The 18,945-nt window shown below is 76.1% G+C and carries 19 protein-coding genes; 13 read left to right on the forward strand and 6 right to left on the reverse strand.

All coding sequences use genetic code 11. The annotated features are described in order from the left end of the window. Positions 1 to 27: 27 nt before the first annotated feature. Positions 28 to 303, forward strand: a complete 276-nt coding sequence (locus tag K1Y72_RS13160) for a GlsB/YeaQ/YmgE family stress response membrane protein (RefSeq protein WP_220166486.1) — start codon at positions 28 to 30, stop codon at positions 301 to 303. A gap of 83 nt (positions 304 to 386) precedes the next feature. On the opposite strand, the gene K1Y72_RS13165 is transcribed toward K1Y72_RS13160, so the two are convergent. Both K1Y72_RS13165 and K1Y72_RS13170 read right to left on the reverse strand, forming a co-directional pair. Beyond that, a complete protein-coding gene (locus K1Y72_RS13165; RefSeq protein ID WP_220166489.1) occupies positions 387 to 2,279 on the reverse strand; it encodes an AMP-binding protein in 1,893 nt (630 codons plus the stop codon). Between the two features lie 94 nt (positions 2,280 to 2,373). Continuing rightward, positions 2,374 to 3,810 (reverse strand): MFS transporter, encoded by a 1,437-nt coding sequence (locus tag K1Y72_RS13170; RefSeq protein ID WP_220166491.1) that lies wholly within the window; start codon positions 3,808 to 3,810, stop codon positions 2,374 to 2,376. A 103-nt stretch (positions 3,811 to 3,913) separates the two neighbouring features. On the opposite strand from K1Y72_RS13170, the gene K1Y72_RS13175 reads away from it, so the two are divergent. The 7 genes from K1Y72_RS13175 (at position 3,914) to K1Y72_RS13205 (ending at position 11,762) form a co-directional block, all read left to right on the forward strand. After that, positions 3,914 to 4,519: a MarR family winged helix-turn-helix transcriptional regulator gene (locus K1Y72_RS13175; protein WP_258572357.1), complete on the forward strand. Its 606-nt coding sequence runs from the start codon at positions 3,914 to 3,916 to the stop codon at positions 4,517 to 4,519. Between the two features lie 68 nt (positions 4,520 to 4,587). After that, positions 4,588 to 5,877 carry an L-seryl-tRNA(Sec) selenium transferase gene (gene selA / locus K1Y72_RS13180; RefSeq protein WP_220166493.1) on the forward strand — a complete coding sequence of 430 codons (1,290 nt, stop codon included), beginning with the start codon at positions 4,588 to 4,590 and terminating at the stop codon, positions 5,875 to 5,877. After that, positions 5,877 to 7,628, forward strand: coding sequence for a selenocysteine-specific translation elongation factor (selB, locus tag K1Y72_RS13185; RefSeq protein ID WP_220166495.1), 1,752 nt, complete (start codon positions 5,877 to 5,879; stop codon positions 7,626 to 7,628). The genes selA and selB overlap by 1 nt, the downstream gene beginning before the upstream one ends. Positions 7,629 to 7,730: 102 nt before the next feature. Then, positions 7,731 to 8,924 (forward strand): RtcB family protein, encoded by a 1,194-nt coding sequence (locus K1Y72_RS13190; protein WP_220166497.1) that lies wholly within the window; start codon positions 7,731 to 7,733, stop codon positions 8,922 to 8,924. Positions 8,925 to 9,029: 105 nt separating this feature from the next. Then, entirely contained in the window at positions 9,030 to 9,953 is a 924-nt protein-coding gene (locus K1Y72_RS13195) for a tetratricopeptide repeat protein (RefSeq protein ID WP_220166499.1), read from the forward strand. 110 nt (positions 9,954 to 10,063) lie between these two features. Continuing rightward, complete coding sequence (locus K1Y72_RS13200) at positions 10,064 to 10,684, forward strand: class I SAM-dependent methyltransferase (RefSeq protein WP_220166501.1); 621 nt, start codon at positions 10,064 to 10,066, stop codon at positions 10,682 to 10,684. Between the two features lie 103 nt (positions 10,685 to 10,787). Further along, entirely contained in the window at positions 10,788 to 11,762 is a 975-nt protein-coding gene (locus K1Y72_RS13205; RefSeq protein ID WP_220166503.1) for a hypothetical protein, read from the forward strand. Here K1Y72_RS13205 and K1Y72_RS13210 read toward each other — a convergent pair. After that, positions 11,722 to 12,549: an alpha/beta fold hydrolase gene (locus K1Y72_RS13210; protein WP_220166505.1), complete on the reverse strand. Its 828-nt coding sequence runs from the start codon at positions 12,547 to 12,549 to the stop codon at positions 11,722 to 11,724. The two genes, K1Y72_RS13205 and K1Y72_RS13210, sit on opposite strands and share 41 nt — an antisense overlap. Positions 12,550 to 12,679: 130 nt before the next feature. Here K1Y72_RS13210 and moaA point away from each other — a divergent pair, with 130 nt between their 5' ends. Genes moaA through K1Y72_RS13230 form a run of 4 tightly spaced genes read left to right on the forward strand, consistent with a single transcriptional unit; the run spans position 12,680 to position 14,939 of the window. Beyond that, a complete protein-coding gene (moaA, locus tag K1Y72_RS13215) occupies positions 12,680 to 13,669 on the forward strand; it encodes a GTP 3',8-cyclase MoaA (RefSeq protein WP_220166507.1) in 990 nt (329 codons plus the stop codon). Between the two features lie 28 nt (positions 13,670 to 13,697). Beyond that, positions 13,698 to 14,039 carry a hypothetical protein gene (locus tag K1Y72_RS13220; protein WP_220166508.1) on the forward strand — a complete coding sequence of 114 codons (342 nt, stop codon included), beginning with the start codon at positions 13,698 to 13,700 and terminating at the stop codon, positions 14,037 to 14,039. After that, on the forward strand, positions 14,026 to 14,682 hold the full coding sequence (gene mobA / locus K1Y72_RS13225; RefSeq protein ID WP_220166509.1) for a molybdenum cofactor guanylyltransferase: 657 nt from the start codon (positions 14,026 to 14,028) through the stop codon (positions 14,680 to 14,682). The genes K1Y72_RS13220 and mobA overlap by 14 nt, the downstream gene beginning before the upstream one ends. Next, positions 14,682 to 14,939, forward strand: coding sequence for a DUF6457 domain-containing protein (locus K1Y72_RS13230; protein WP_220166510.1), 258 nt, complete (start codon positions 14,682 to 14,684; stop codon positions 14,937 to 14,939). The genes mobA and K1Y72_RS13230 overlap by 1 nt, the downstream gene beginning before the upstream one ends. A gap of 19 nt (positions 14,940 to 14,958) precedes the next feature. Here the strand turns inward: K1Y72_RS13230 and K1Y72_RS13235 are convergent, their stop codons facing one another. Next, complete coding sequence (locus tag K1Y72_RS13235) at positions 14,959 to 15,183, reverse strand: hypothetical protein (protein WP_220166511.1); 225 nt, start codon at positions 15,181 to 15,183, stop codon at positions 14,959 to 14,961. A gap of 109 nt (positions 15,184 to 15,292) precedes the next feature. Between K1Y72_RS13235 and K1Y72_RS13240 the strand changes: the two genes are divergently transcribed. Beyond that, positions 15,293 to 16,726, forward strand: a complete 1,434-nt coding sequence (locus K1Y72_RS13240) for an MFS transporter (RefSeq protein WP_220166512.1) — start codon at positions 15,293 to 15,295, stop codon at positions 16,724 to 16,726. On the opposite strand, the gene K1Y72_RS13245 is transcribed toward K1Y72_RS13240, so the two are convergent. After that, the gene (locus K1Y72_RS13245; RefSeq protein WP_220166513.1) at positions 16,699 to 18,060 is read right to left on the reverse strand and encodes an FAD-dependent oxidoreductase; all 1,362 of its coding nucleotides are present in this window, start codon (positions 18,058 to 18,060) and stop codon (positions 16,699 to 16,701) included. The two genes, K1Y72_RS13240 and K1Y72_RS13245, sit on opposite strands and share 28 nt — an antisense overlap. Further along, positions 18,050 to 18,901 carry a tryptophan 2,3-dioxygenase gene (locus tag K1Y72_RS13250; RefSeq protein ID WP_220166514.1) on the reverse strand — a complete coding sequence of 284 codons (852 nt, stop codon included), beginning with the start codon at positions 18,899 to 18,901 and terminating at the stop codon, positions 18,050 to 18,052. Before K1Y72_RS13250 ends, K1Y72_RS13245 begins: the two co-directional genes overlap by 11 nt. Positions 18,902 to 18,945: the final 44 nt, after the last annotated feature.

Raw genomic sequence — 18,945 nt, forward strand, 5'->3', positions numbered from 1 at the left:
GGAGGACGCATGACCGAAGGAGCGGACATGACCATCGGGGGGATCTTCACCGCCATCATCTTCGGCGCGATCATCGGTGCGCTGGGGCGCCTCATCGTCCCGGGCAAGCAGAACATGCCGATCTGGCTGACGGTCATCGTCGGTATCGTCGCCGCCTTCCTCGGCACCGGCGTGGCGCACCTGTTCGGGCTGAACACCAGCGGCTGGAACTTCTGGGAGACGCTCTTCCAGCTGGCCTTCGCGGTCATCGGCGTCTACCTGGTGACCGCCTTCTGGCCCAAGAAGAGCAGCGGGACCTACTAGCAGCGGGACCTGCTGGGAGCACCGCCGGAGGGCGGCGATCCGACGGCCCGGCCACGCCACGTGCGGCCGGGCCGCCGCCGCGCTCAGGGCGCGGGCGGTCCGGGCCGCAGGACGGGCCGCAGCGCGTCCAGCACCGCCGGGTCCTCGATCGTGGACGGCACCGGCACCTCCGCGCCGTCGGCGATGCCCCGCATCACCCCGCGCAGGATCTTGCCCGAGCGGGTCTTCGGCAGCGCCGCCACCACCGCGACCTCCCGCAGCGAGGCGACCGGCCCGACCTGCTCGCGCACCATCGCCACCAGCGCGGCGCGCAGCTCCGCCGGATCGGGCGCGGCGCCGCTCTTCAGCACCACGTAGCCGCGCGGCACCTGCCCCTTCAGCGTGTCGGCGACCCCGATCACCGCGCACTCGGCGACGTCGGGGTGCGCGGCGATGACCTCCTCCATCGCGCCGGTGGACAGCCGGTGCCCGGCGACGTTGATGACGTCGTCGGTGCGGCCCATCACCCACACGTAGCCGTCGCCGTCCAGGTGGCCGCCGTCGCCCGACAGGTAGTGGCCGGGGTGGCGGGTCAGGTAGGACTCCACGAACCGCTCGTCGTCCTGCCAGAGCGTCGGCAGGGTGCCCGGCGGCAGCGGCAGCCGCACCACGATGTCGCCGTCCTCGCCCGGCGCGGCGGGCGTGCCGTCGGGCCGCAGCACCCGCACGTCGTAGCCGGGCACCGCGACGGTGGGGGAGCCCGGCTTCACCGGCATCGGCTCCAGCCCGCGCGGGTTCGCCACCATCGGCCAGCCCGTCTCGGTCTGCCACCAGTGGTCGATGACGGGCCGGTCCAGGACCCGCGCCGCCCACCGGTGGGTGTCGGGGTCCAGCCGCTCGCCGGCCAGGAACAGGGTGTCGAGGGCGGCGAGGTCGTGGCCGGCGAGGAGCCGCCCGTCCGGGTCCTCCTTCTTGATGGCCCGGATGGCGGTGGGCGCGGTGAACAGCGCCTTCACCCGGTGCTCGGCCGCCACCCGCCAGAACGCGCCCGCGTCGGGCGTGCCGACCGGCTTGCCCTCGTACAGCACGGTCGTGCAGCCGGTGAGCAGCGGCGCGTACACGATGTAGGAGTGGCCGACGACCCAGCCGACGTCCGACGCCGCCCAGAACACGTCGCCCGGCCCGACGCCGTAGACGTTCTCCATCGACCAGCGCAGCGCGACGGCGTGCCCGCCGTTGTCGCGCACCACGCCCTTCGGGCGGCCCGTCGTGCCGGAGGTGTAGAGGATGTAGAGCGGGTCGGTCGCGGCGACCGGCACGCACTCGGCGGGCGCGGCGCCCGCGACGGCCTCGTCCCACTCCACGTCGCGGGGCCGCACGAGGTCGGCGTGCAGCTGCGGGCGCTGGCGGACCACGCACCGGTCGACCTTGTGCGCGGCGAGCTCCAGCGCCCGGTCCAGCAGCGGCTTGTAGGCGACGACGCGGGATCCCTCGACGCCGCACGACGCCGACACCACCACCTTGGGGCGCGCGTCGTCGATCCGGGCGGCGAGCTCCTTGGCGGCGAACCCGCCGAACACCACCGAGTGGACCGCGCCGAGCCGGGCGCACGCCAGCATCGCCACGACCGCCTCGGGGATCATCGGCAGGTACACCACGACGCGGTCGCCGCGGTCCACGCCGAGGGCGCGCAGGGCCCCGGCGAACCGGGCGACGAGCCCGGTCAGCTCCCGGTAGGTGTAGGTGCGGGCGGTGCCGGTGACCGGGCTGTCGTAGACCAGCGCGGCCTGGTCGCCGCGGCCCTCGTCGACGTGCCGGTCCAGCGCGTTGTCGCAGGTGTTCAGCTCCCCGCCGGTGAACCAGCGGTAGAACGGGGGCGCCCCGTCGTCCAGCACCCGGTCCGGGGGCACCATCCAGCGGATGTCCCGCGCGGCCAGCCCCCAGAACCGGGTCGGATCGGCGATGCTGCGTTCGTACGCTGCGGCGTAGGCGCCCATGTCGTCCTCCCGTGACCGGCCCCAACTCGGTTTCGGGGCGCCTCCCTATAGGGCACGCCGCGAGCACCGGGAGTCAAGGCCCCGCACGGGGGAGTTAGTGATGACCGTGCTTGTGGCGCACCCCGTGGAAGAGGGCGACGGCCGCGGCGAGCACCGCGCCCGCCCCGACGATCCAGAAGCACGCCTCGTAGGCCGCCAGCGTCGGCACCTGCGTCCCGGCGATCACGTGGCCGCTGAGGATCGCGGCGGTCGCCGCGCCCGCGACGCTGCCGCCGGTGGTGCGCACCAGCGAGTTGATGCCGCTGGCGATGCCGCTCTCGCTCATCGCCACGTGCTGCACCGCCAGGGTGCCGAGCGCGGCGTAGGCGACGCCGAACCCGATGCCCTGGATCGCGCTGAAGGCGAGCATGTCGTACCCGTGGCTGTTGGACACCGCCAGCCACACGTAGCTGACCGAGGCGATCAGCGACCCGGCGGCCAGGGTGTAGGCCGGGCCGATGCGGGCGGCGATGCGGCCGGCCAGCGAGGAGAACACCAGCATCGTCACGGTGCTCGGCAGCATGTAGAGGCCGACGTCCAGCACCGACCCGCTGAGCCCGTACCCGACCTTGTCCTTCGGCGACTGCACGAAGTTGGAGATCAGGGTGAACGCGGCGAACATCGAGAAGCCGAGCAGGATCGAGGCGATGTTGGCGGTCAGCGACTGCGGGCCGACCAGCAGCCGCAGCCGCACGAGCGGCTCGGCGACCTTGCGCTCGACCAGCACCCACACCGCGCAGACGGCCGCCGCCGCGGCGAACAGGGCGAGCACCCCGCCCGACGTCCAGCCCCACCGGTTGCCCTGGCTGATGGCGAGCAGCAGGCAGACCAGCCAGCCCGCGAGCAGGACGGCGCCGAGGATGTCGGGCCGGCCGCCGTGGCGGGCGCCGAGGTCGGGCGCGCTCACCGCGATGAGCACCAGGCCCGCCGCGGCGAGCGCCGCGGTGCCCCAGAACACCGGGTGGTGGCTGGTGGTGTGGTCGGCGACGACGCCGGTCGCCAGCATGCCGAGGGTGCCGCCGACGCCCATCGTGGCGCTCACGATGCCGATCGCGGTCATCACCCGCTCGCGCGGGAACGAGTCGCGGATCATGCCGATGGCGAGCGGGATCAGCGCCGACGAGGTGCCCTGCAGCGCGCGCCCGGCGACCAGCACCGGCAGCGACGTCGACAGCGCGCTCACCACCGAGCCCGCGACGAGCAGGCCCATCGCGACGAGCACCATGCGCTTCTTGCCGTACATGTCGCCGAACCGCGACAGCAGCGGGGTGGCCACCGCGCCCGCCAGCAGCGAGGCGGTGAAGACCCAGGTGACGGCGGTGACCGACACGTCGAAGTGCTGCATCAGGCGGGGCAGCAGCGGGATGACCACCGTCTGCTGCACCGACACGACCATGCCCGCGGTCGCGAGGGCGACGAGCAGCAGGCCGGGGCGGGCGGAGGCGTCGGCCGTGCCGACATCGGCGGGGGCGGCCGTCGTGGCGCCGGTCATGGGCGTCCTTCCGGGAGGGGGGTGGAGCGTGCACCGGGCACCCGGCGACCCGGGAATCGTACTACTTACCGAAGTTAAGTAATGGTCTTGTAAGCTTCGTCACATGCCGCCCACGCGCCCGACGGACACGCCCGCCCGCACGCCCGGCCCCGACACGGGCGCCGATGCCGCCGACATCGACGCCGACATCGACGCCGACATCGACGCCGTCCCCGGCGAGCTGTGGGAGCTGGAGCACGCGCTGACGCGCATCGCGCACCTGCTCACCCGGTCGCGCCGCCACGACCACGTCATCGCCGCCGCCGGCGTGCCCGTCGAGCGCGCCGCCGTCCCCCTGCTCCGGCTGCTCGCCGAGACCCCCGGCCCGCTGCGCCCGAGCGAGATCGCCGCCGCCCTCGGCGTGGAGGCCCCGCACGTCACCCGCCAGATCCAGCGCCTGGAGCGCGCCGGGTACGTGGACCGCGTCCCCGACCCCGATGACGGCCGCGCCCAGCAGGTCCGGCTGCTGCCCGCCGGCGCCGACGCCGTCGACCGCGTCCGCGCCGTCGGCCGCCGCTGGATGGTCGGCGCCCTCGCCGGCTGGGAGCCCGAGGAGCGGCTCCGCCTCGCCGGGCTCGTGCACCGGATGGTGGACGACTTCACCGCCTACTCCGCCGCCGACTGCGACCACTACGGCGTGTCCGGGCCGCCCGGCGGCCCGCGCGGATGAGCGGACCGTCCCATTCCGTGGACGCCCTCCGCTTCCGCACGCACCCCATCCGTCCCTAGGGTTGCGGTGTGGACCACCGGCGCGATGTCCCCCGCACCGACGCCGTGCTGGCCGACCCGAGGCTGGCGCCCGCCGTCGCCCGGCTCGGCCGCCGGATCGTCAAGGCCGCCGTCGCCGCCGCGCAGGAGCGCGCCCGCGACGGGCGGATCCCGCCCGGCCGCGTCGCCGCCGAGGCCCTGCGCGCGCTGCCCGAGCACGCCACCGTCATGCGGCCCGTCCTCAACGCCACCGGAGTCCTCCTGCACACCAACCTCGGCCGCGCCCCGCTGTCGGACGCCGCCCGCGACGCGGCCGCCGCCGTCGCCGGCTGCGCCGACGTCGAGTACGACCTCGCCACCGGCCGCCGCGGCCCGCGCGGCGCCGGCGCCCTCGCCGCGCTCCGCGCCGCCTGCCCGGCGGCGGAGGCCGCGCAGGTCGTCAACAACAACGCCGCCGCGCTCGTCCTCGCCGCGACCGCCCTCGCCGCCGGCCGCGAGATCGTGGTGTCGCGCGGCGAGCTCGTCGAGATCGGCGACGGGTTCCGGCTGCCCGACCTGCTCGCCTCCACCGGCGCCCGGCTCCGCGAGGTCGGCACCACCAACCGCACCACCGCCGCCGACTACGCCGCCGCGCTCGGGCCGGGCACCGGTTTCGTCCTGAAAGTCCACCCGTCCAACTTCCGGATCGAGGGCTTCACCTCGGCGGCCTCCATCGCCGACCTCGCCGCCCTGCCGGTGCCCGTCGTCGCCGACATCGGCTCGGGCCTGCTCGCACCCGACCCCGCCCTGCCGGACGAGCCCGACGCCGCGACCGCCCTGCGCGACGGCGCCGCCCTCGTCACCGCCAGCGGCGACAAGCTCCTCGGCGGCCCGCAGGCCGGCCTGCTCCTCGGCGACGCCGCCCTGCTGGAGCGCCTGCGCCGCCACCCCCTGTACCGGGCGCTGCGCGTCGGCAAGATGACCCTCGCCGCCCTGGAGGCCACGCTCACCGGCCCGGCCCCGCCCGTCACCCGCATGCTGCACACCGGCGCGGGCGCCCTGCGCGCCCGCGCCGAGGCCCTCGCCGCCGACCTCGCCGCGAGCGGCCTCGACGCGGCCGCCGTCCCCGCCAGCGGCGCCGTCGGCGGCGGCGCCGCGCCCGGCGTCGCCCTGGACGGCCACGCCGTCGCCCTGCCCGCCTCGGCCGAGCCCGCCCTGCGCGCCCACCGCGTCATCGGCCGCGTCGAGGGCGGGCGGCTGCTGCTCGACCTGCGCTCCCTTGACCCGGCCGACGACCCGGCCCTCCGCTCCGCCGTCCGCACCGCTCTGGAAGGGCACTGATGCAGGTCGTCGCCACCGCCGGCCACGTCGACCACGGGAAGTCCGCCCTCGTGCGGGCCCTCACCGGCACCGACCCCGACCGGCTCGCCGAGGAGCGGCGCCGCGGCCTCACCCTCGACCTCGGCTTCGCCTGGACCGACCTGCCGTCCGGCGAGCGCCTCGCCCTCGTCGACGTCCCCGGCCACGAGCGGTTCGTCACCACCATGCTCGCCGGGCTCGGCCCCGTCCCCGCCGTGCTGCTCGCCGTCGCCGCCGACGGCGGCTGGATGCCGCAGACCGAGGAGCACCTCGCCGCCGTCGAGGCCCTCGGCGTCCGCCACGCCGTCCTCGCCGTCACCCGCGCCGACCTCGCCGACCCCACCCTCGCCCTCCGCCAGGCTCGCGAGCGGCTCGCCACAACGCCCCTGGCGGGCGCGGAGGCCGTCGCCGTCAGCACCGTCACCGGCGAGGGCGTCCCCGCGCTCGCCGCCGCCCTCGACCGGCTCGCCGCCCGGCTGCCCGTCCCCGACCCGGCCTCGCCGGTGCGCCTCTGGATCGACCGCGCCTTCACCGTCGCGGGCACCGGCACCGTCGTCACCGGCACCCTCGCCGCCGGGACGATCCGCGCCGGCGACGAGCTCGTCCTCATGCCGTCCGGCGACCGTGTCCGGGTGCGCGGCCTGGAGTCGGCGAAGGAGCCCCGCGACCTCGTCGAGGGCGTCGCCCGCGTCGCCGTCGGCCTGCGCGGCGTGGACCGCGACCGCGTCTCGCGCGGCATGTCCCTGGTCACCCCGGCCGCCTGGACGCCCACCACCTGCATCGACGTCCGCACCCGCGCCGCCGGATCCTCGGGCCGCCTCGCCCGGCAGATGGTCCTGCACATCGGGTCGGCCGCCGTCGCCGTCCGCCTCCGGCCGCTCGGCCCCGACACCGCGCGCCTCACCCTGAACGCCCGCCTGCCGCTGCACGTCGGCGACGCCGCCGTCCTCCGCGACCCCGGCGACCGCACCATCGCCGGCATCAGCGTCCTCGACGTCCGCCCGCCCACCCTCGTCCGCCGCGGCGCCGGCGCCGCCCGCGCCCGCGAGCTGGCGACCTGGCCCGACCGGCCCGACGGCGCCGTCCTGCTCCGCCGCCACGGCGTCCTGCGCCGCGGCGAGCTCGCCGTCATGGGCGCGGACGTCCCCCCGGACGCCGTCGCCCTGGACGGCGGCTGGCTCGCCGACCCCGGCCACTGGGAGGCCCTGCACGGCCGCCTCGCCGAGGAGGTCGACGGGCACGCCGCCGACCGCCCGCTGGCGCCCGGCATCCCGCTGGAGACCGCCCGCCTCCGCCTCGGCCTGCCGTCCCGCGACCTCGTCGCCGCCCTCGTCCGCGCGCCGCTCCGCCTGGAGGCGGGCCGCGTCCACGGCCCCGGCCTGCCGCCGCAGATCGTCGACGCCGTCGACCGGCTCCGCACCGAGCTGCGGCCGTCCCCGTTCGCCGCCCCCACCGCCGACCGCCTGGGCGACCTCGGCCTCACCCCGCCCGTCCAGGCCGCCGCCGCCCGCGCCGGCCTCATCCTCCGCCTGCCCGACGGCATCGTGCTGCTCGCCGACGCCGACCGCGCCGCCCTGCGCGTCCTGGAGGACCTCCCGCAGCCCTTCACCGCCGCCCAGGCCCGCACCGCCCTGTCCACCAGCCGCCGCGTCGCCGTCGCCCTCCTGGAACACCTCGACCGCCAGGGCCTCACCCGCCGCCTCGGCGACACCCGCAGCATCCCCGCCGACTGACCGCGGGCGCGGGCGGGCCGGGGAAAACCGGTTGCCGCCGTCGCGGCGCATCTGGCCATATGGACCCCGGCCGGATCACCGCATCGACGGAAGGAGCAGGTGGTGCCGTACCAGACGCTTGAAGGCGGCCGCGTTCCCATCCGGATGTGGACCGACCCGAGCACCGTCGAGGACGTCGCGCTGGAGCAGCTGCGGAACGTGTCGGAGCTGCCCTGGATCGAGGGCCTCGCGGTCATGCCCGACGTGCACTACGGCAAGGGCGCGACCGTCGGCTCGGTCATCGCGATGCGCGACGCCGTCTCGCCCGCGGCGGTCGGCGTGGACATCGGCTGCGGGATGACCGCGGTCAGGTCGACGCTGACGGTCGAGGACATGCCCGACGACCTGTCGAAGCTGCGCGCCCGCATCGAGAAGGCGATCCCGGTGGGCCGCGGCTCGCACAAGGACCCCGTCGACCCGTCCGCGCTGCCGTTCCTGAAGGAGCGCGGCTGGTACGACTTCTGGAAGGGGTTCGACGAGCTGCACCCGGCGTCGCGCGCGAAGCTCGGGCGCGCCCGGGACCAGATGGGCAGCCTCGGCGGAGGCAACCACTTCGTCGAGCTCTGCGCCGATGGCGACGGTTCCATCTGGGTCGTCCTGCACTCGGGGTCGCGGAACATCGGGAACGACCTCGCCGGGCACCACATCGAGGCGGCGCGGAAGCTGCCGCACAACCAGGACCTGCCCGACCGGGACCTGGCGGTGTTCCTCGCCGGGACGCCCGAGATGGACGCCTACCGGCACGACCTGTTCTGGGCGCAGGAGTACGCGCGGCGCAACCGCGCCGTCATGATCGCGCTGCTGCAGCAGGTGGTGACCAAGGAGTTCGGGGCCAGGCGCGCCAAGTGGGGCGAGGTCATCAGCTGCCACCACAACTACGTGGCGGAGGAGTCCTACGGCGGCGCGGACCTGCTCGTCACCCGCAAGGGGGCGATCCGGGCGGGCGCCGGCGACCTCGGGATCATCCCGGGGTCGATGGCGACCGGGACCTACATCGTGCGGGGCCTCGGGAACGAGACCGCGTACAACTCCGCCTCGCACGGGGCGGGCCGCCGGATGAGCCGCAACAAGGCGCGGAAGGCGTTCACGGTGGAGGACCTGGTGGCGCAGACCGCGGGCGTGGAGTGCCGCAAGGACAGCGGGGTGCTGGACGAGATCCCCGGGGCCTACAAGGACCTGGAGACCGTCATCCAGGCGCAGTCCGACCTCGTGCGGGTCGTGGCGCACCTTCGCCAGCTCATCTGCGTGAAGGGCTGACCGAAGAGCTGCTGGAGGGGCGTGCCGGAACCGTCCGGCGCGCCCCTCGGCGCGTCCGCGGAAAGGCGATTGACGGCCCGGTCGCGGCGGCGGCAGCCTGGCCAGGTGGGCATCGGCGAGATCCGGGCGCGGGCGGGCGCGCTGGAGGAGCAGGGGCGGCGCGGGGAGGCTCGGGCCCTCTACCTGCGGGCGATCGCGGACGGGGTGCCCGGTGCGGCGCTGGAGTACGCGTGCGCCCTGGACGAGTGGGGCGAGGATCCCGCGGAGGTCGAGCGCTGGTTCCGGGCGGCGATCGCGGACGGGGACCGCCGCGCGGTGAACGATCTCGGGGAGCTGCTGAGCCGCCTGCCGGGACGGCACGGCGAGGCGCGCGACCTGCTGGTGGGCGCCTATCTGGAGGGCGACGAGCTGGCGGCGGGCAACCTCGGCCATATGGAGTGGGCGGACGGCGACGCCGCCGAGGGGCGGCGGTGGCTGCGGGTGGCGGTCGCCGACGGCCGCCACGAGAAGCTGCTGTCGCTCGCCGAGCTGGAGAACGAGGCGGGCGACCACGCGGCCGCCTGCCGGTACCTGCAGCGGGCGCTGCGGTCCGGCGTGGCGGGCGCGCACACGGCCTACGCGCGGCATCTCCAAGCGCTGTACGAGGACGGCGAGGTCGTGGAGGCGGCGTTCCGGGTCGCGCTGGAGCGCGGCGACGACGAGGCCGACTACTGGTTCGCCGCGTGGCTGGAGGAGGCGGAGCGCCCGGGGGAGGCGCTCGAGCACTACCGGCGGGCGCTGGCTGGCGGCGACGGCGACGCCTACCTGCGGATCGCGTACGTGCTGGAGGACCTGGGCCGTCCCGAGGAGCGAGAGCGGTGCCTGCGCGCCGGAATGGACGCCGGCGACGCCGATTGCGCGGTGGAGTACGCGCGCCTTCTCGCGTCCGAGGACCGGCGGGACGAGATCCCGGCGGTGCTGGCGCGCGGTGTGGAGCTCGGGGCGGACGCCGAGGAGCTCGACGAGGTGCGCGCGCTCCTGGAGCCCTGACCGGTTTTGCCGTTTCGGCAAAGGAAGTTGCCCGCAGCCGGCCCGGCGCCGCATAGTCCGGGTACCCCGAAAGGGGACCATGCGACGGACGGAAACGAGAAGGGCAGCCGATGAGCGAGCAGCAGTTCTGGGATGAGCGGTACGGGGCGTCCGACCGGATCTGGAGCGGGGAGCCGAACACCGTCCTCGTCCGCGAGGTCGAGGACCTGGAGCCGGGGCGCGCGCTGGACCTCGGGTCGGGGGAGGGCGGCGACGCGATCTGGCTCGCGGGGCGGGGCTGGCACGTCACCGCCGTCGACATCTCCGGCGTCGCGCTGGAGCGGGCCGCCAAGGACGCGGCCCGGGCGGGCGTGCCGGCGGACCGGATCGACTGGCGGCGGATCGACCTCGCCGCGGAGTTCCCCGACGGGGAGTACGACCTGGTCAGCGCGAGCTTCCTGCACTCGCACGGCGACCTGCCGCGCGAGCGGATCCTGCACCGGGCGGCCCGCGCCGTCGCGCCCGGCGGCGTCCTGCTCGTGCTCGGCCACGCGACCGGCCCGGCCTGGGACCACAGCCACGACCACATGCACCTGCCGTCCCCGCAGGAAGTGCTGGAATCGCTGGAACTGCCGGACGGGGAATGGCGGGTGGAGCGCGCAGAGGAGAACGAGCGCATCCAGAACGACCCCGACGGCAATCCGACGACGCGCACTGACAACGTGCTGCGCGTCCGGCGCCGCAAGGGCTGAGAAACCGCAGAAAAAGGGTTTGCGCTGCCGGTTACGCTTTTCCTCGATGAAGGGAAAAGGCAACCGGCAGCGCCCGGGAAATGCGCGCGACATCGGCGACGGAATGAAACTCCACCGGCGTGTCCTGCGGCTGGACGGCCGCGCGCACACCGTCGTCGGGCTGCGTCCGGGCACCGCCGCCCGGTTCAGCACCAACCGCTTCCACGAGACCTGGCACGTCCTGTCCGACGACCACGGCGCGGCGCTGCTCGGCCGGCTCCTGTGGGGCCTGGCCTACCAGGCGCGGCCGGGCACGCTCGTCGTCATCGACCGGCCGTTCCTGGTGCCGACGCCGTTCGACGCCGACCCGCCCGACCCGGTCGTGCTGCTGCCGGCCTGGTGCACGTCGCCGACGTCCCCGATGCTGCGCGACCTGGCGCGGCGCCTGCCGCTGCGGGGCGCCCCCGATGGGACGGTCCGCTGGCGCACCCACGGCCTCGACCGCGTCGGCGACGGCTACGCCGAGATCCCTCTCGGGCGCGAGGAGGGTGGCCGGGTCGAGCGGCGGCACGGCCTGCTCGTCTTCGCCCCGGGCACGCCCGACGACGCGCGCCTGTGGGGCTCCCTCGTCGCCCGGATGGACACCGGCGGATACGGCACGGACCACCGGTACCTCGGCGCCTGGGGGCCCGGCTGCTCCTATGACGGCGAGGTGCAGATCTTCCGGGAATTCGCCCGCGACGTCGGCCGCGCCCGCCGCGCCCGCGCCGAGGTGCTCGCCCGCCGCGACGCCCCGGCGGACGCCGCCGAGCTGCGCCCGCTGGTCTGGCGGCAGCAGGGCGCGATGCGCCGCGGCACCGCGCGCCGCATCGAGAACTGCCGCGGGCTCGCGGACCGGGACGTCGCCAACCTGCGGGCGCTCGGCGTCCGCACCCTCGACGACCTCGTCCGGCGCGGCCCGGACGCCCTCTTCGGCCAGATGGCCGAGCGGCGCCTGCCCGGCGTCACCGATGGAACGCTGGAGGCGATGCGGCGCGTCCTGGAGGCCGCCGGGAAGGTCAGCGAGGCGGACCGAGGACGTCGTCGACGAAGGCGGTGACGTCGGCGAGCACCTCGTCCCGGTGGGTCTCGTTGAAGACCTCGTGCCGGGCGCCCGGGTAGATCCGCTCGCGCAGGTCGTCGCCGCGCACCGCGTCGATGCCCTGCCGGGTGCCCTCCAGCGGCACCAGGGCGTCGTCGGAGCCGTGGAGCCAGAGCGTCGGCAGCGCGCCGAACGCGCCGCCCTCCGCGACCCTGGCGAGGCCCGCGACGAGCGCCTCCAGCGTCGGCCGCTTGAACGGGCCGTGCCAGACGAGCGGGTCGCGGGCGTACGCCTCCCCGACGGCGGGGTCGCGCGACAGCGTGGCGACGTCGATCGGGGTGTCGGGGATCGCGTCGGCGGCCAGGAGCGGGCCGAGCACCTCCCAGCGGCCGATCACCGGCCCGGACAGGACGAGCGCCGCGAGCGCGCCGCCGTGCAGCTGGGCGTGGCGGGCCGCGACGAGGCCGCCCATGGAGTGCCCGACGAGCACGACGGGCAGGTCGGGGTGGTCGCCGCGGGCCGACGCGACGACGGTGTCGAGGTCGGCGACGAGGTCGTCGACGTCGGTGACGAGCGCCCGCTCGCCCGCCGACCGGCCGTGCCCGAGGTGGTCGGGTCCCGCGACGACGGCGCCGTGGCGCACGAGCGCGTCGGCGACGTGCTGGTAACGTCCGAGGTGCTCGCCGTACCCGTGCGCCAGCACCGCGACGTACCGGGGGTCGGGGTGCGGCCAGATCCGCGCGGTGATCGCGCCGCGGGCGCCCGCGAACTCCCACTCGCGGGCCGGAACGGGGTGCGGGGGCATGGGGGTCTCCTCGGCGCCGCGCCGGGACGGGGCGTCCCGGGCCGGGCCGACACCGTCTCCCGGCCGGTGCCGGACCGTCAACCGCCGCCCTAGGCTGGCGGGGGACGAACAACCACGAAAGGGGTTCCCGTTGCTGGTCGACACCTTCGGACGCACCGCCACCGACCTGCGGGTCTCCCTGACCGACCGCTGCAACCTGCGCTGCTCGTACTGCATGCCCCCCGAGGGGCTGGAGTGGCTGCCGAAGCCCGAGCTGCTCACCGACGACGAGGTGGCGCGCCTGATCGGGATCGCGGTCCGCGACCTCGGCGTCACCGAGGTCCGCCTCACCGGCGGCGAGCCGCTGCTCCGCCGCGGCGTCGTCGGCATCGTCGCGCGCGCCGCCGCGCTGGAGCCGCGCCCCCAGATCTCCATCACCACCAACGGCATCGGCCTGGAGCGCCTCGCCGCGCCGCTCGCCGACGCCGGCCTGGACCGCGTCAACGTCTCGCTCGACACCCTGGACCGTGCCACGTTCCAGGCGATGGCGCACCGCGACCGGCTCGCCGACGTGCTCGCCGGGCTGGCCGCCGCCGCCCGCGCCGGCCTCGCCCCCGTCAAGATCAACACGGTGCTGCTGCGCGGCGTCAACGACCACGAGGCCGTGCCGCTGCTGGAGTACTGCCTGGCGCACGGCTACCAGCTGCGGTTCATCGAGCAGATGCCGCTGGACGCCCAGCACGGCTGGACCCGCGACGGCATGATCACCGCCGGCGAGATCCTGGACCGGCTCGGTGCCGCGTTCACCCTGGTCCCCGAGGGCGCGGCCGAGCGCGGCAGCGCGCCCGCCGAGACGTTCACCGTGGACGGCGGCCCGGCCACCGTCGGCGTCATCGGCTCGGTCACCCGCCCGTTCTGCGGCGCCTGCGACCGGGTGCGGCTCACCGCCGACGGCCAGGTCCGCAACTGCCTGTTCGCCACCGAGGAGTCCAACCTGCGCGACGCGCTGCGCGCCGGCGCGGGCGACGCCGAGCTGGCGGACCGCTGGCGCGCCGCGGTGCGCGCCAAGCGCGCCGGGCACGGCATCGACGATCCGGCGTTCCTGCAGCCCGCGCGCCCCATGTCGGCGATCGGCGGCTGACCGCCGCACCCCGTGCGACGATGGCGGGGTGACCGAGGAGCCGCTGGAACACCGCGTCGAGATCAGCGTCCCGCCGGAGCAGGAGATCGGCACCTTCGCCGGGTTCGCGTCGGTCTGGCGCACCCAGGACGGGCTGGTGCTGGACTTCGCGACCGAGACGAGGCCGCCCGAGGTCGCCCAGGACACCGCGACCGGCGAGCGCTACGTGCACGTGCCCGCCCGCGTCGTCGCGCGGGTGCGGATCCCGCCCGGCCAGGTGTGGGAGCTGATGAAGTCGCTGGAGCAGAACCTCAGCGCCTACGAGCGCGACAGCGCTGGCCGCGGCGACTCCGGCCGCGGCGCCGCCGGGCACGGGCATGGCGACGCCTGACGCGCCGCCCGGCGCCCGCCCCGGCCCCTACGACGCGGTCGTGCTGGCGGGCGGTGCGGCCCGCCGCTTCGGCGGCGGCGACAAGCCCGGCGCGCCCGTCGCGGGCCGCCCGCTGATCGAGTGGGTCGCGGACGCCGTCCCGGGCGCCGGGCGCCTCATCGTCGTCGGCCCGCCGCGCGCGGCGCTGCCGCACGCCGTCGCCGTCCGCGAGGACCCGCCCGGCGCGGGCCCCGTCCCGGCCCTGCGCGCCGGGCTCGCCGAGGTCGGCGCGCCGTGGCTGGCGCTGCTCGCCGCCGACCTGCCGTTCCTGCGGCCCGCGCACGTCGCCGCGCTGCGCGCCGCCGCCCGCCACGCCGACGGCGCGGTCCTGGTCGACGCGGGCGGCCGCGAGCAGTGGCTCGCCGGCTGCTGGCGCACCGCCGCGCTCGCCGCCGCCCTCGCCGCCTACGACGGCGCGTCCCTGCACGGCGTCCTCGCCCCGCTCGGCCCGGTGCGGGTCGCGCCGCCGCCGGGGGAGCGGCCCGCCTGGTTCGACTGCGACACTCCCGAAGCGCTGGCGGGCGCCGACCGCCTCGCCCGTGCCAGAGTGGACCCCCGAGGGGACGACGGCCGCGCACCCGCCGGCCCGGGGGAGGGGAACTGATGCTGGACGACTGGCTGGACGCGGCCTGCCTGGAACTCGGGCTCGCCCGCGACGAGATCGACCGCGACCTGGTGCTGGACCTGGCGCGCGACGTCGCGCACAACGTGGCCCGCCCCGCCGCGCCGCTCACCGCCTACCTGCTCGGCCTCGCCGTCGGCCGGGGCGCGCCCGCCCGCGACGCCGCCGCGCGCCTCACCGGGATGGCCGAGGGCTGGCGGGGCGACGCCGCCGAGCGCGATCCCGCCGCCGACGCCTGACGCGCGGGCCGGACGCCGGTCAGCCGTCGCGGTCGGTGAGGTCGGCGACCGGCACGGCGTCCCGGAGGAAGTCCCGGCGGTCCAGGAACGCCGACAGGCCCGCGCGGTGCTCGTCGCAGGCGAGCCACACCTTCCGCCGCTCCGGCGTGTGGATCTTGGGGTTGTTCCAGCGCAGCGCCCACACGGCGGCGGCGCGGCAGCCCTTGGCCGAGCAGATCGGCCCGCCGGGTTCGTCGTCGGTCACCGGGACACCCTGGCACAGGGCCCGGGGCCGCCGCGGCCCCGGGCCCGGTAAAGACATCTTCGACCGGCGCCGCGTTTGCCGCGCCCGCCCGCGGCCAATGCTTCCGATCATGACCACCGAGCAGGCCGCCGGGCGGAGCGACGGGCCGGGCGACGGGCCGGGCGCGGGCCACGCCGACCGCTGGCGGGCGCTCGCGGTCTGCCTGGTCGCGGCGTTCATGACGCTGCTGGACGTCAGCATCGTCAACGTCGCGCTGCCGTCGATCCGCGAAGGCCTGGACGCCTCGGAGTCGTCGCTGGAGTGGATCCTGTCGGGCTACGCGCTGACGTTCGGGCTGGTGCTCGTCCCGGCGGGGCGGCTCGGCGACGCGCGCAGCCGCCGCGCGGTGTTCATGTCCGGCCTCGCGCTGTTCACCGCCTCCAGCGCCGTCGCCGGGTTCGCCCCGACGATCGGCTGGCTCGTCGGGGCGCGGCTCGTGCAGGGCGTCGCCGGCGGCATCATCAACCCGCAGATCGCCGGGCTCATCCAGCAGCTGTTCCGCGGCGCCGAGCGGGGCCGCGCGTTCGGCGCGCTCGGCTCGGTCATCGGCGTCGCGACGGCCGTCGGGCCGCTGCTCGGCGGCCTGCTCATCGAGCTGGCCGGTCCGGACGCCGGCTGGCGGTGGATCTTCTTCGTGAACGTGCCGGTCGGCCTGGCCGCGCTGCCGCTCGCCCGCCGGCTGCTGCCCGCCCCGGTCCGCGGCGAGCGGCAGGGCATGGACTCGCTCGGCGTGCTGCTGCTCGGCGCCGGCGTCCTCGCGCTCATGCTGCCGTTCGTGCAGGAGCGGCAGTGGCACGGCGCCGCCAAGTGGTGGCTCGTGCCGCTCGGCCTGCTGCTGCTCGCCGCGTTCGTGGCCTGGGAGCGGCGCGGCCGGTCCCCGCTGGTCAACCTGGCGCTGTTCCGGCTGCGCTCCTACGCGCTCGGCGCGACGATCGCGCTGCTGTACTTCGCGGGCTTCACCTCGATCTTCTTCATCTTCACCCTGTACCTGCAGAACGGCCTGCACTACAGCGCGCTCGGCGCGGGCCTCGCCATCACCCCGTTCGCGCTCGGGTCCGGCGTCGCCTCCGCCGTCGGCGGGCGCCTCGTGTCGCGGTTCGGGCGGCCCCTGGTCGCGGCCGGGCTCGTGCTCGTCCTGGTCGGCCTCGCCGGCGCCTGGACGGCGGTGGAGCTGCACGCCGGGTCCGGCGTCGCCTGGCTCACCGCCGTCCCGCTGCTGGTCGCCGGGATCGGCAGCGGCCTGGTGATCTCGCCCAACCAGACGATCACGCTGTCGGAGGTGGACTTCACCGAGGGCGGCAGCGCCGCGGGCGTCCTGCAGACCGGCCAGCGCGTCGGCACCGCCATCGGCATCGCCGCCGTCGGGGCGGTGTTCTTCGCCCGGGTCGCGAGCAGCCGCGGCGACTGGGCCGAGGCGTTCCGCTACGGGCTCGTCGTCGTGCTCGGGTTCGTCGCGGCCGCGCTCGCCGCCGCCGTCTACGACCTGGTCGCCGACCGCCGCTGACGCGCCGCCAGCAGGCCCGCCGCGACGAGCAGGCCCCCGGCGGCGGCCGCACCGGCGAGGATCCGGTTCTGGCGGCGGATCCGCGCCGGGATCTCGGCGTAGGGCAGCGTCGAGAACGACACCAGCTCGTAGCGGGACACGTAGCGCCCCGGCAGCCGCCGCTCCAGCGCGTGCTGCGCGGCCGTCCGCGCCCGGTACACCGGCGAGGCCACCCGGTCGCGCATCTCGACGAAGTTGTCCAGCGCCATCTCGGCGATCGCGTCGGTGTTGGCCGTCCGCCGCTCCTGGTACATCGGCAGGGCGCGGGACCAGTCGCCGCCGGTCTCGGTGAGGCACCGGTCGATCTCCAGGCAGTCCTCGAACGCGCAGTTGGCGCCCTGCCCGAAGAACGGGACGATGGCGTGCGCGGCGTCGCCGAGCAGTGCGACGACCGCGCCGTCCCCCTCGCGCACCCACGGCCGGCTGCGGACGGTGACCAGCGACCCGACGGGGTTGCGGGCGAAGTCCTCGGCCAGGTCCGGGATCAGCGCGGCGGCGTCGGGGTAGGCGGCCCGGAAGTGGCCGCGGACGCGCGCCGGGGCGTCCAGCGCCTCGAACTCCTCCTTCGGCCAGAACAGCGTGCAGGTGAACGAGCGGTCCACGTTCGGCAGGGCGATCATCATGGCGGTGCCGCGCGGCCAGATGTGCAGGGCGCCGGGGTCGAGCGCGAAGTCCCCGTCGCGGGGCGGGATCGTCAGCTCCTTGTAGCCGTGCTCCAGGAAGTCCTGCCCGGCCTCGAACCCGCCGTCGGGGCGGAGCGCCCGCCGCATCGCGCTGTAGGCGCCGTCGCAGGCCAGCACGACGCCGGCAAGCTCGGTGGCGCCGCCCTCCAGCAGGAGGCGCCCGGCGCCCGTGCCGTCGTCACCGGTGTCGACGCCGGTGACGCGGGCGCCGAACCGCAGCGTGACGCCGGGGGTGGCCTCGGCGGTGTCCAGCAGCGCGGCGTTCAGCCCGGCGCGGCTGATGGAGTGGATCGCCCGCTCGCCGCCGGCGCTGTAGGGCTGGAAGTTGTGCCCGCCGCCCGCCGGGTGGACCATGCGGCCGCGCATCGGCAGCGCCTGCTCCAGCGCGAGCTCGCGCAGCCCGACGGCGTCCAGGGCGGCGAGGCCGCGCGCCGACAGCGCCAGGTTGATGGACCGGCCGCGCTCGGCGCCGGTCGCCCGCGGGTCGGGGCGCCGCTCGTAGACCGTCACCGCGAGGCCGCGGCGCCCCAGCAGGATCGCCAGCAGGCTCCCGGCGAGGCCGGCGCCGACGACGGCGACGCGCGGCCCGGGTCCGGTCGGCTCAGCGGTCATCGTCCGCGCCCTCCTCGGGGGTCTCCTCGATCTGCGACCGGACCTCCCAGAGATCCGGGAAGGCCGGCGTGAACAGCGTCGCGCGCAGGTACGCGGCGCCGTCGGACCCGCCGGTGCCGATCTTGGCGCCGATGGTGCGCTCCACCATCTTCAGGTGCCGGTACCGCCACTCCTGCACGCCCTCGTCGACGTCCACCAGGGCCTCGCAGACCTCGACGGCCGGGCCGTCGTCGTCGCGGTAGACCGCCAGCAGGGCGCGCTGGACGCCGGCGTCGGGCGTCCAGGGCCGCGCCGGGTCGCGCTCCAGCGCGGCGGCCGGGACGTCGTAGCCGTGCCCGGCGAGGTAGCGCAGCAGCGAGTCGAGCACCGAGCGGCGGCCGAGCGCGGCCCGCAGCCGCTCGTCGGCGCGCACGTCGGAGGCGGGGAACGCGCGGCGCCCGAGGACCGCCTCGATCTCGCGGAACTGCGCGGACTGGAAGCCGCTGGAGGTGCCGAGGGCGTCCCGGAAGGACGCGAACTGGCGCGGCGTCATCGTCTCCAGCACGTCCAGCTGCCCGACCACCGTCTTCAGGATCTTGGCGACGCGGCGGGCGGTGCGGAGCGTCCCGGCGCTGTCGCCCGCCTCCAGGCGGCGCTGGAGCAGCGCCGCCTCGTGCAGGATCTGCTTGAACCAGAGCTCGTACACCTGGTGGATGACGACGAACAGCAGCTCGTCGTGCGCCCCGGTGCGCGGGCGCTGCGCCGCCAGCAGCTCGTCCAGCCGCAGGTACCCGCCGTAGGTGACCGCCTCGTCACCGCTGCTCTCCGTGCCCGTGATACCGCCCGTGCCACCGCTCGTCATGCCGCTCGCCACGCTCCCTGGCCGCCGGCGGAGCGGCACCACGC

Source organism: Actinomadura parmotrematis, from assembly GCF_019458805.1.
Classification (GTDB): Bacteria; Actinomycetota; Actinomycetes; order Streptosporangiales; family Streptosporangiaceae; genus Spirillospora; species Spirillospora parmotrematis.

Coding starts and splice junctions, on each gene's coding strand:
- K1Y72_RS13205 (WP_220166503.1), top strand. CDS start 10,788: ATGAAACTCCACCGGCGTGTCCTGCGGCTGGACGGCCGCGCGCACACC.
- selB (WP_220166495.1), top strand. CDS start 5,877: ATGCAGGTCGTCGCCACCGCCGGCCACGTCGACCACGGGAAGTCCGCC.
- mobA (WP_220166509.1), top strand. CDS start 14,026: ATGGCGACGCCTGACGCGCCGCCCGGCGCCCGCCCCGGCCCCTACGAC.
- K1Y72_RS13230 (WP_220166510.1), top strand. CDS start 14,682: ATGCTGGACGACTGGCTGGACGCGGCCTGCCTGGAACTCGGGCTCGCC.
- K1Y72_RS13175 (WP_258572357.1), top strand. CDS start 3,914: ATGCCGCCCACGCGCCCGACGGACACGCCCGCCCGCACGCCCGGCCCC.
- K1Y72_RS13165 (WP_220166489.1), bottom strand. CDS start 2,279: ATGGGCGCCTACGCCGCAGCGTACGAACGCAGCATCGCCGATCCGACC.
- K1Y72_RS13240 (WP_220166512.1), top strand. CDS start 15,293: ATGACCACCGAGCAGGCCGCCGGGCGGAGCGACGGGCCGGGCGACGGG.
- K1Y72_RS13245 (WP_220166513.1), bottom strand. CDS start 18,060: ATGACCGCTGAGCCGACCGGACCCGGGCCGCGCGTCGCCGTCGTCGGC.
- K1Y72_RS13200 (WP_220166501.1), top strand. CDS start 10,064: ATGAGCGAGCAGCAGTTCTGGGATGAGCGGTACGGGGCGTCCGACCGG.
- K1Y72_RS13210 (WP_220166505.1), bottom strand. CDS start 12,549: ATGCCCCCGCACCCCGTTCCGGCCCGCGAGTGGGAGTTCGCGGGCGCC.
- K1Y72_RS13170 (WP_220166491.1), bottom strand. CDS start 3,810: ATGACCGGCGCCACGACGGCCGCCCCCGCCGATGTCGGCACGGCCGAC.
- K1Y72_RS13160 (WP_220166486.1), top strand. CDS start 28: ATGACCATCGGGGGGATCTTCACCGCCATCATCTTCGGCGCGATCATC.
- K1Y72_RS13250 (WP_220166514.1), bottom strand. CDS start 18,901: ATGACGAGCGGTGGCACGGGCGGTATCACGGGCACGGAGAGCAGCGGT.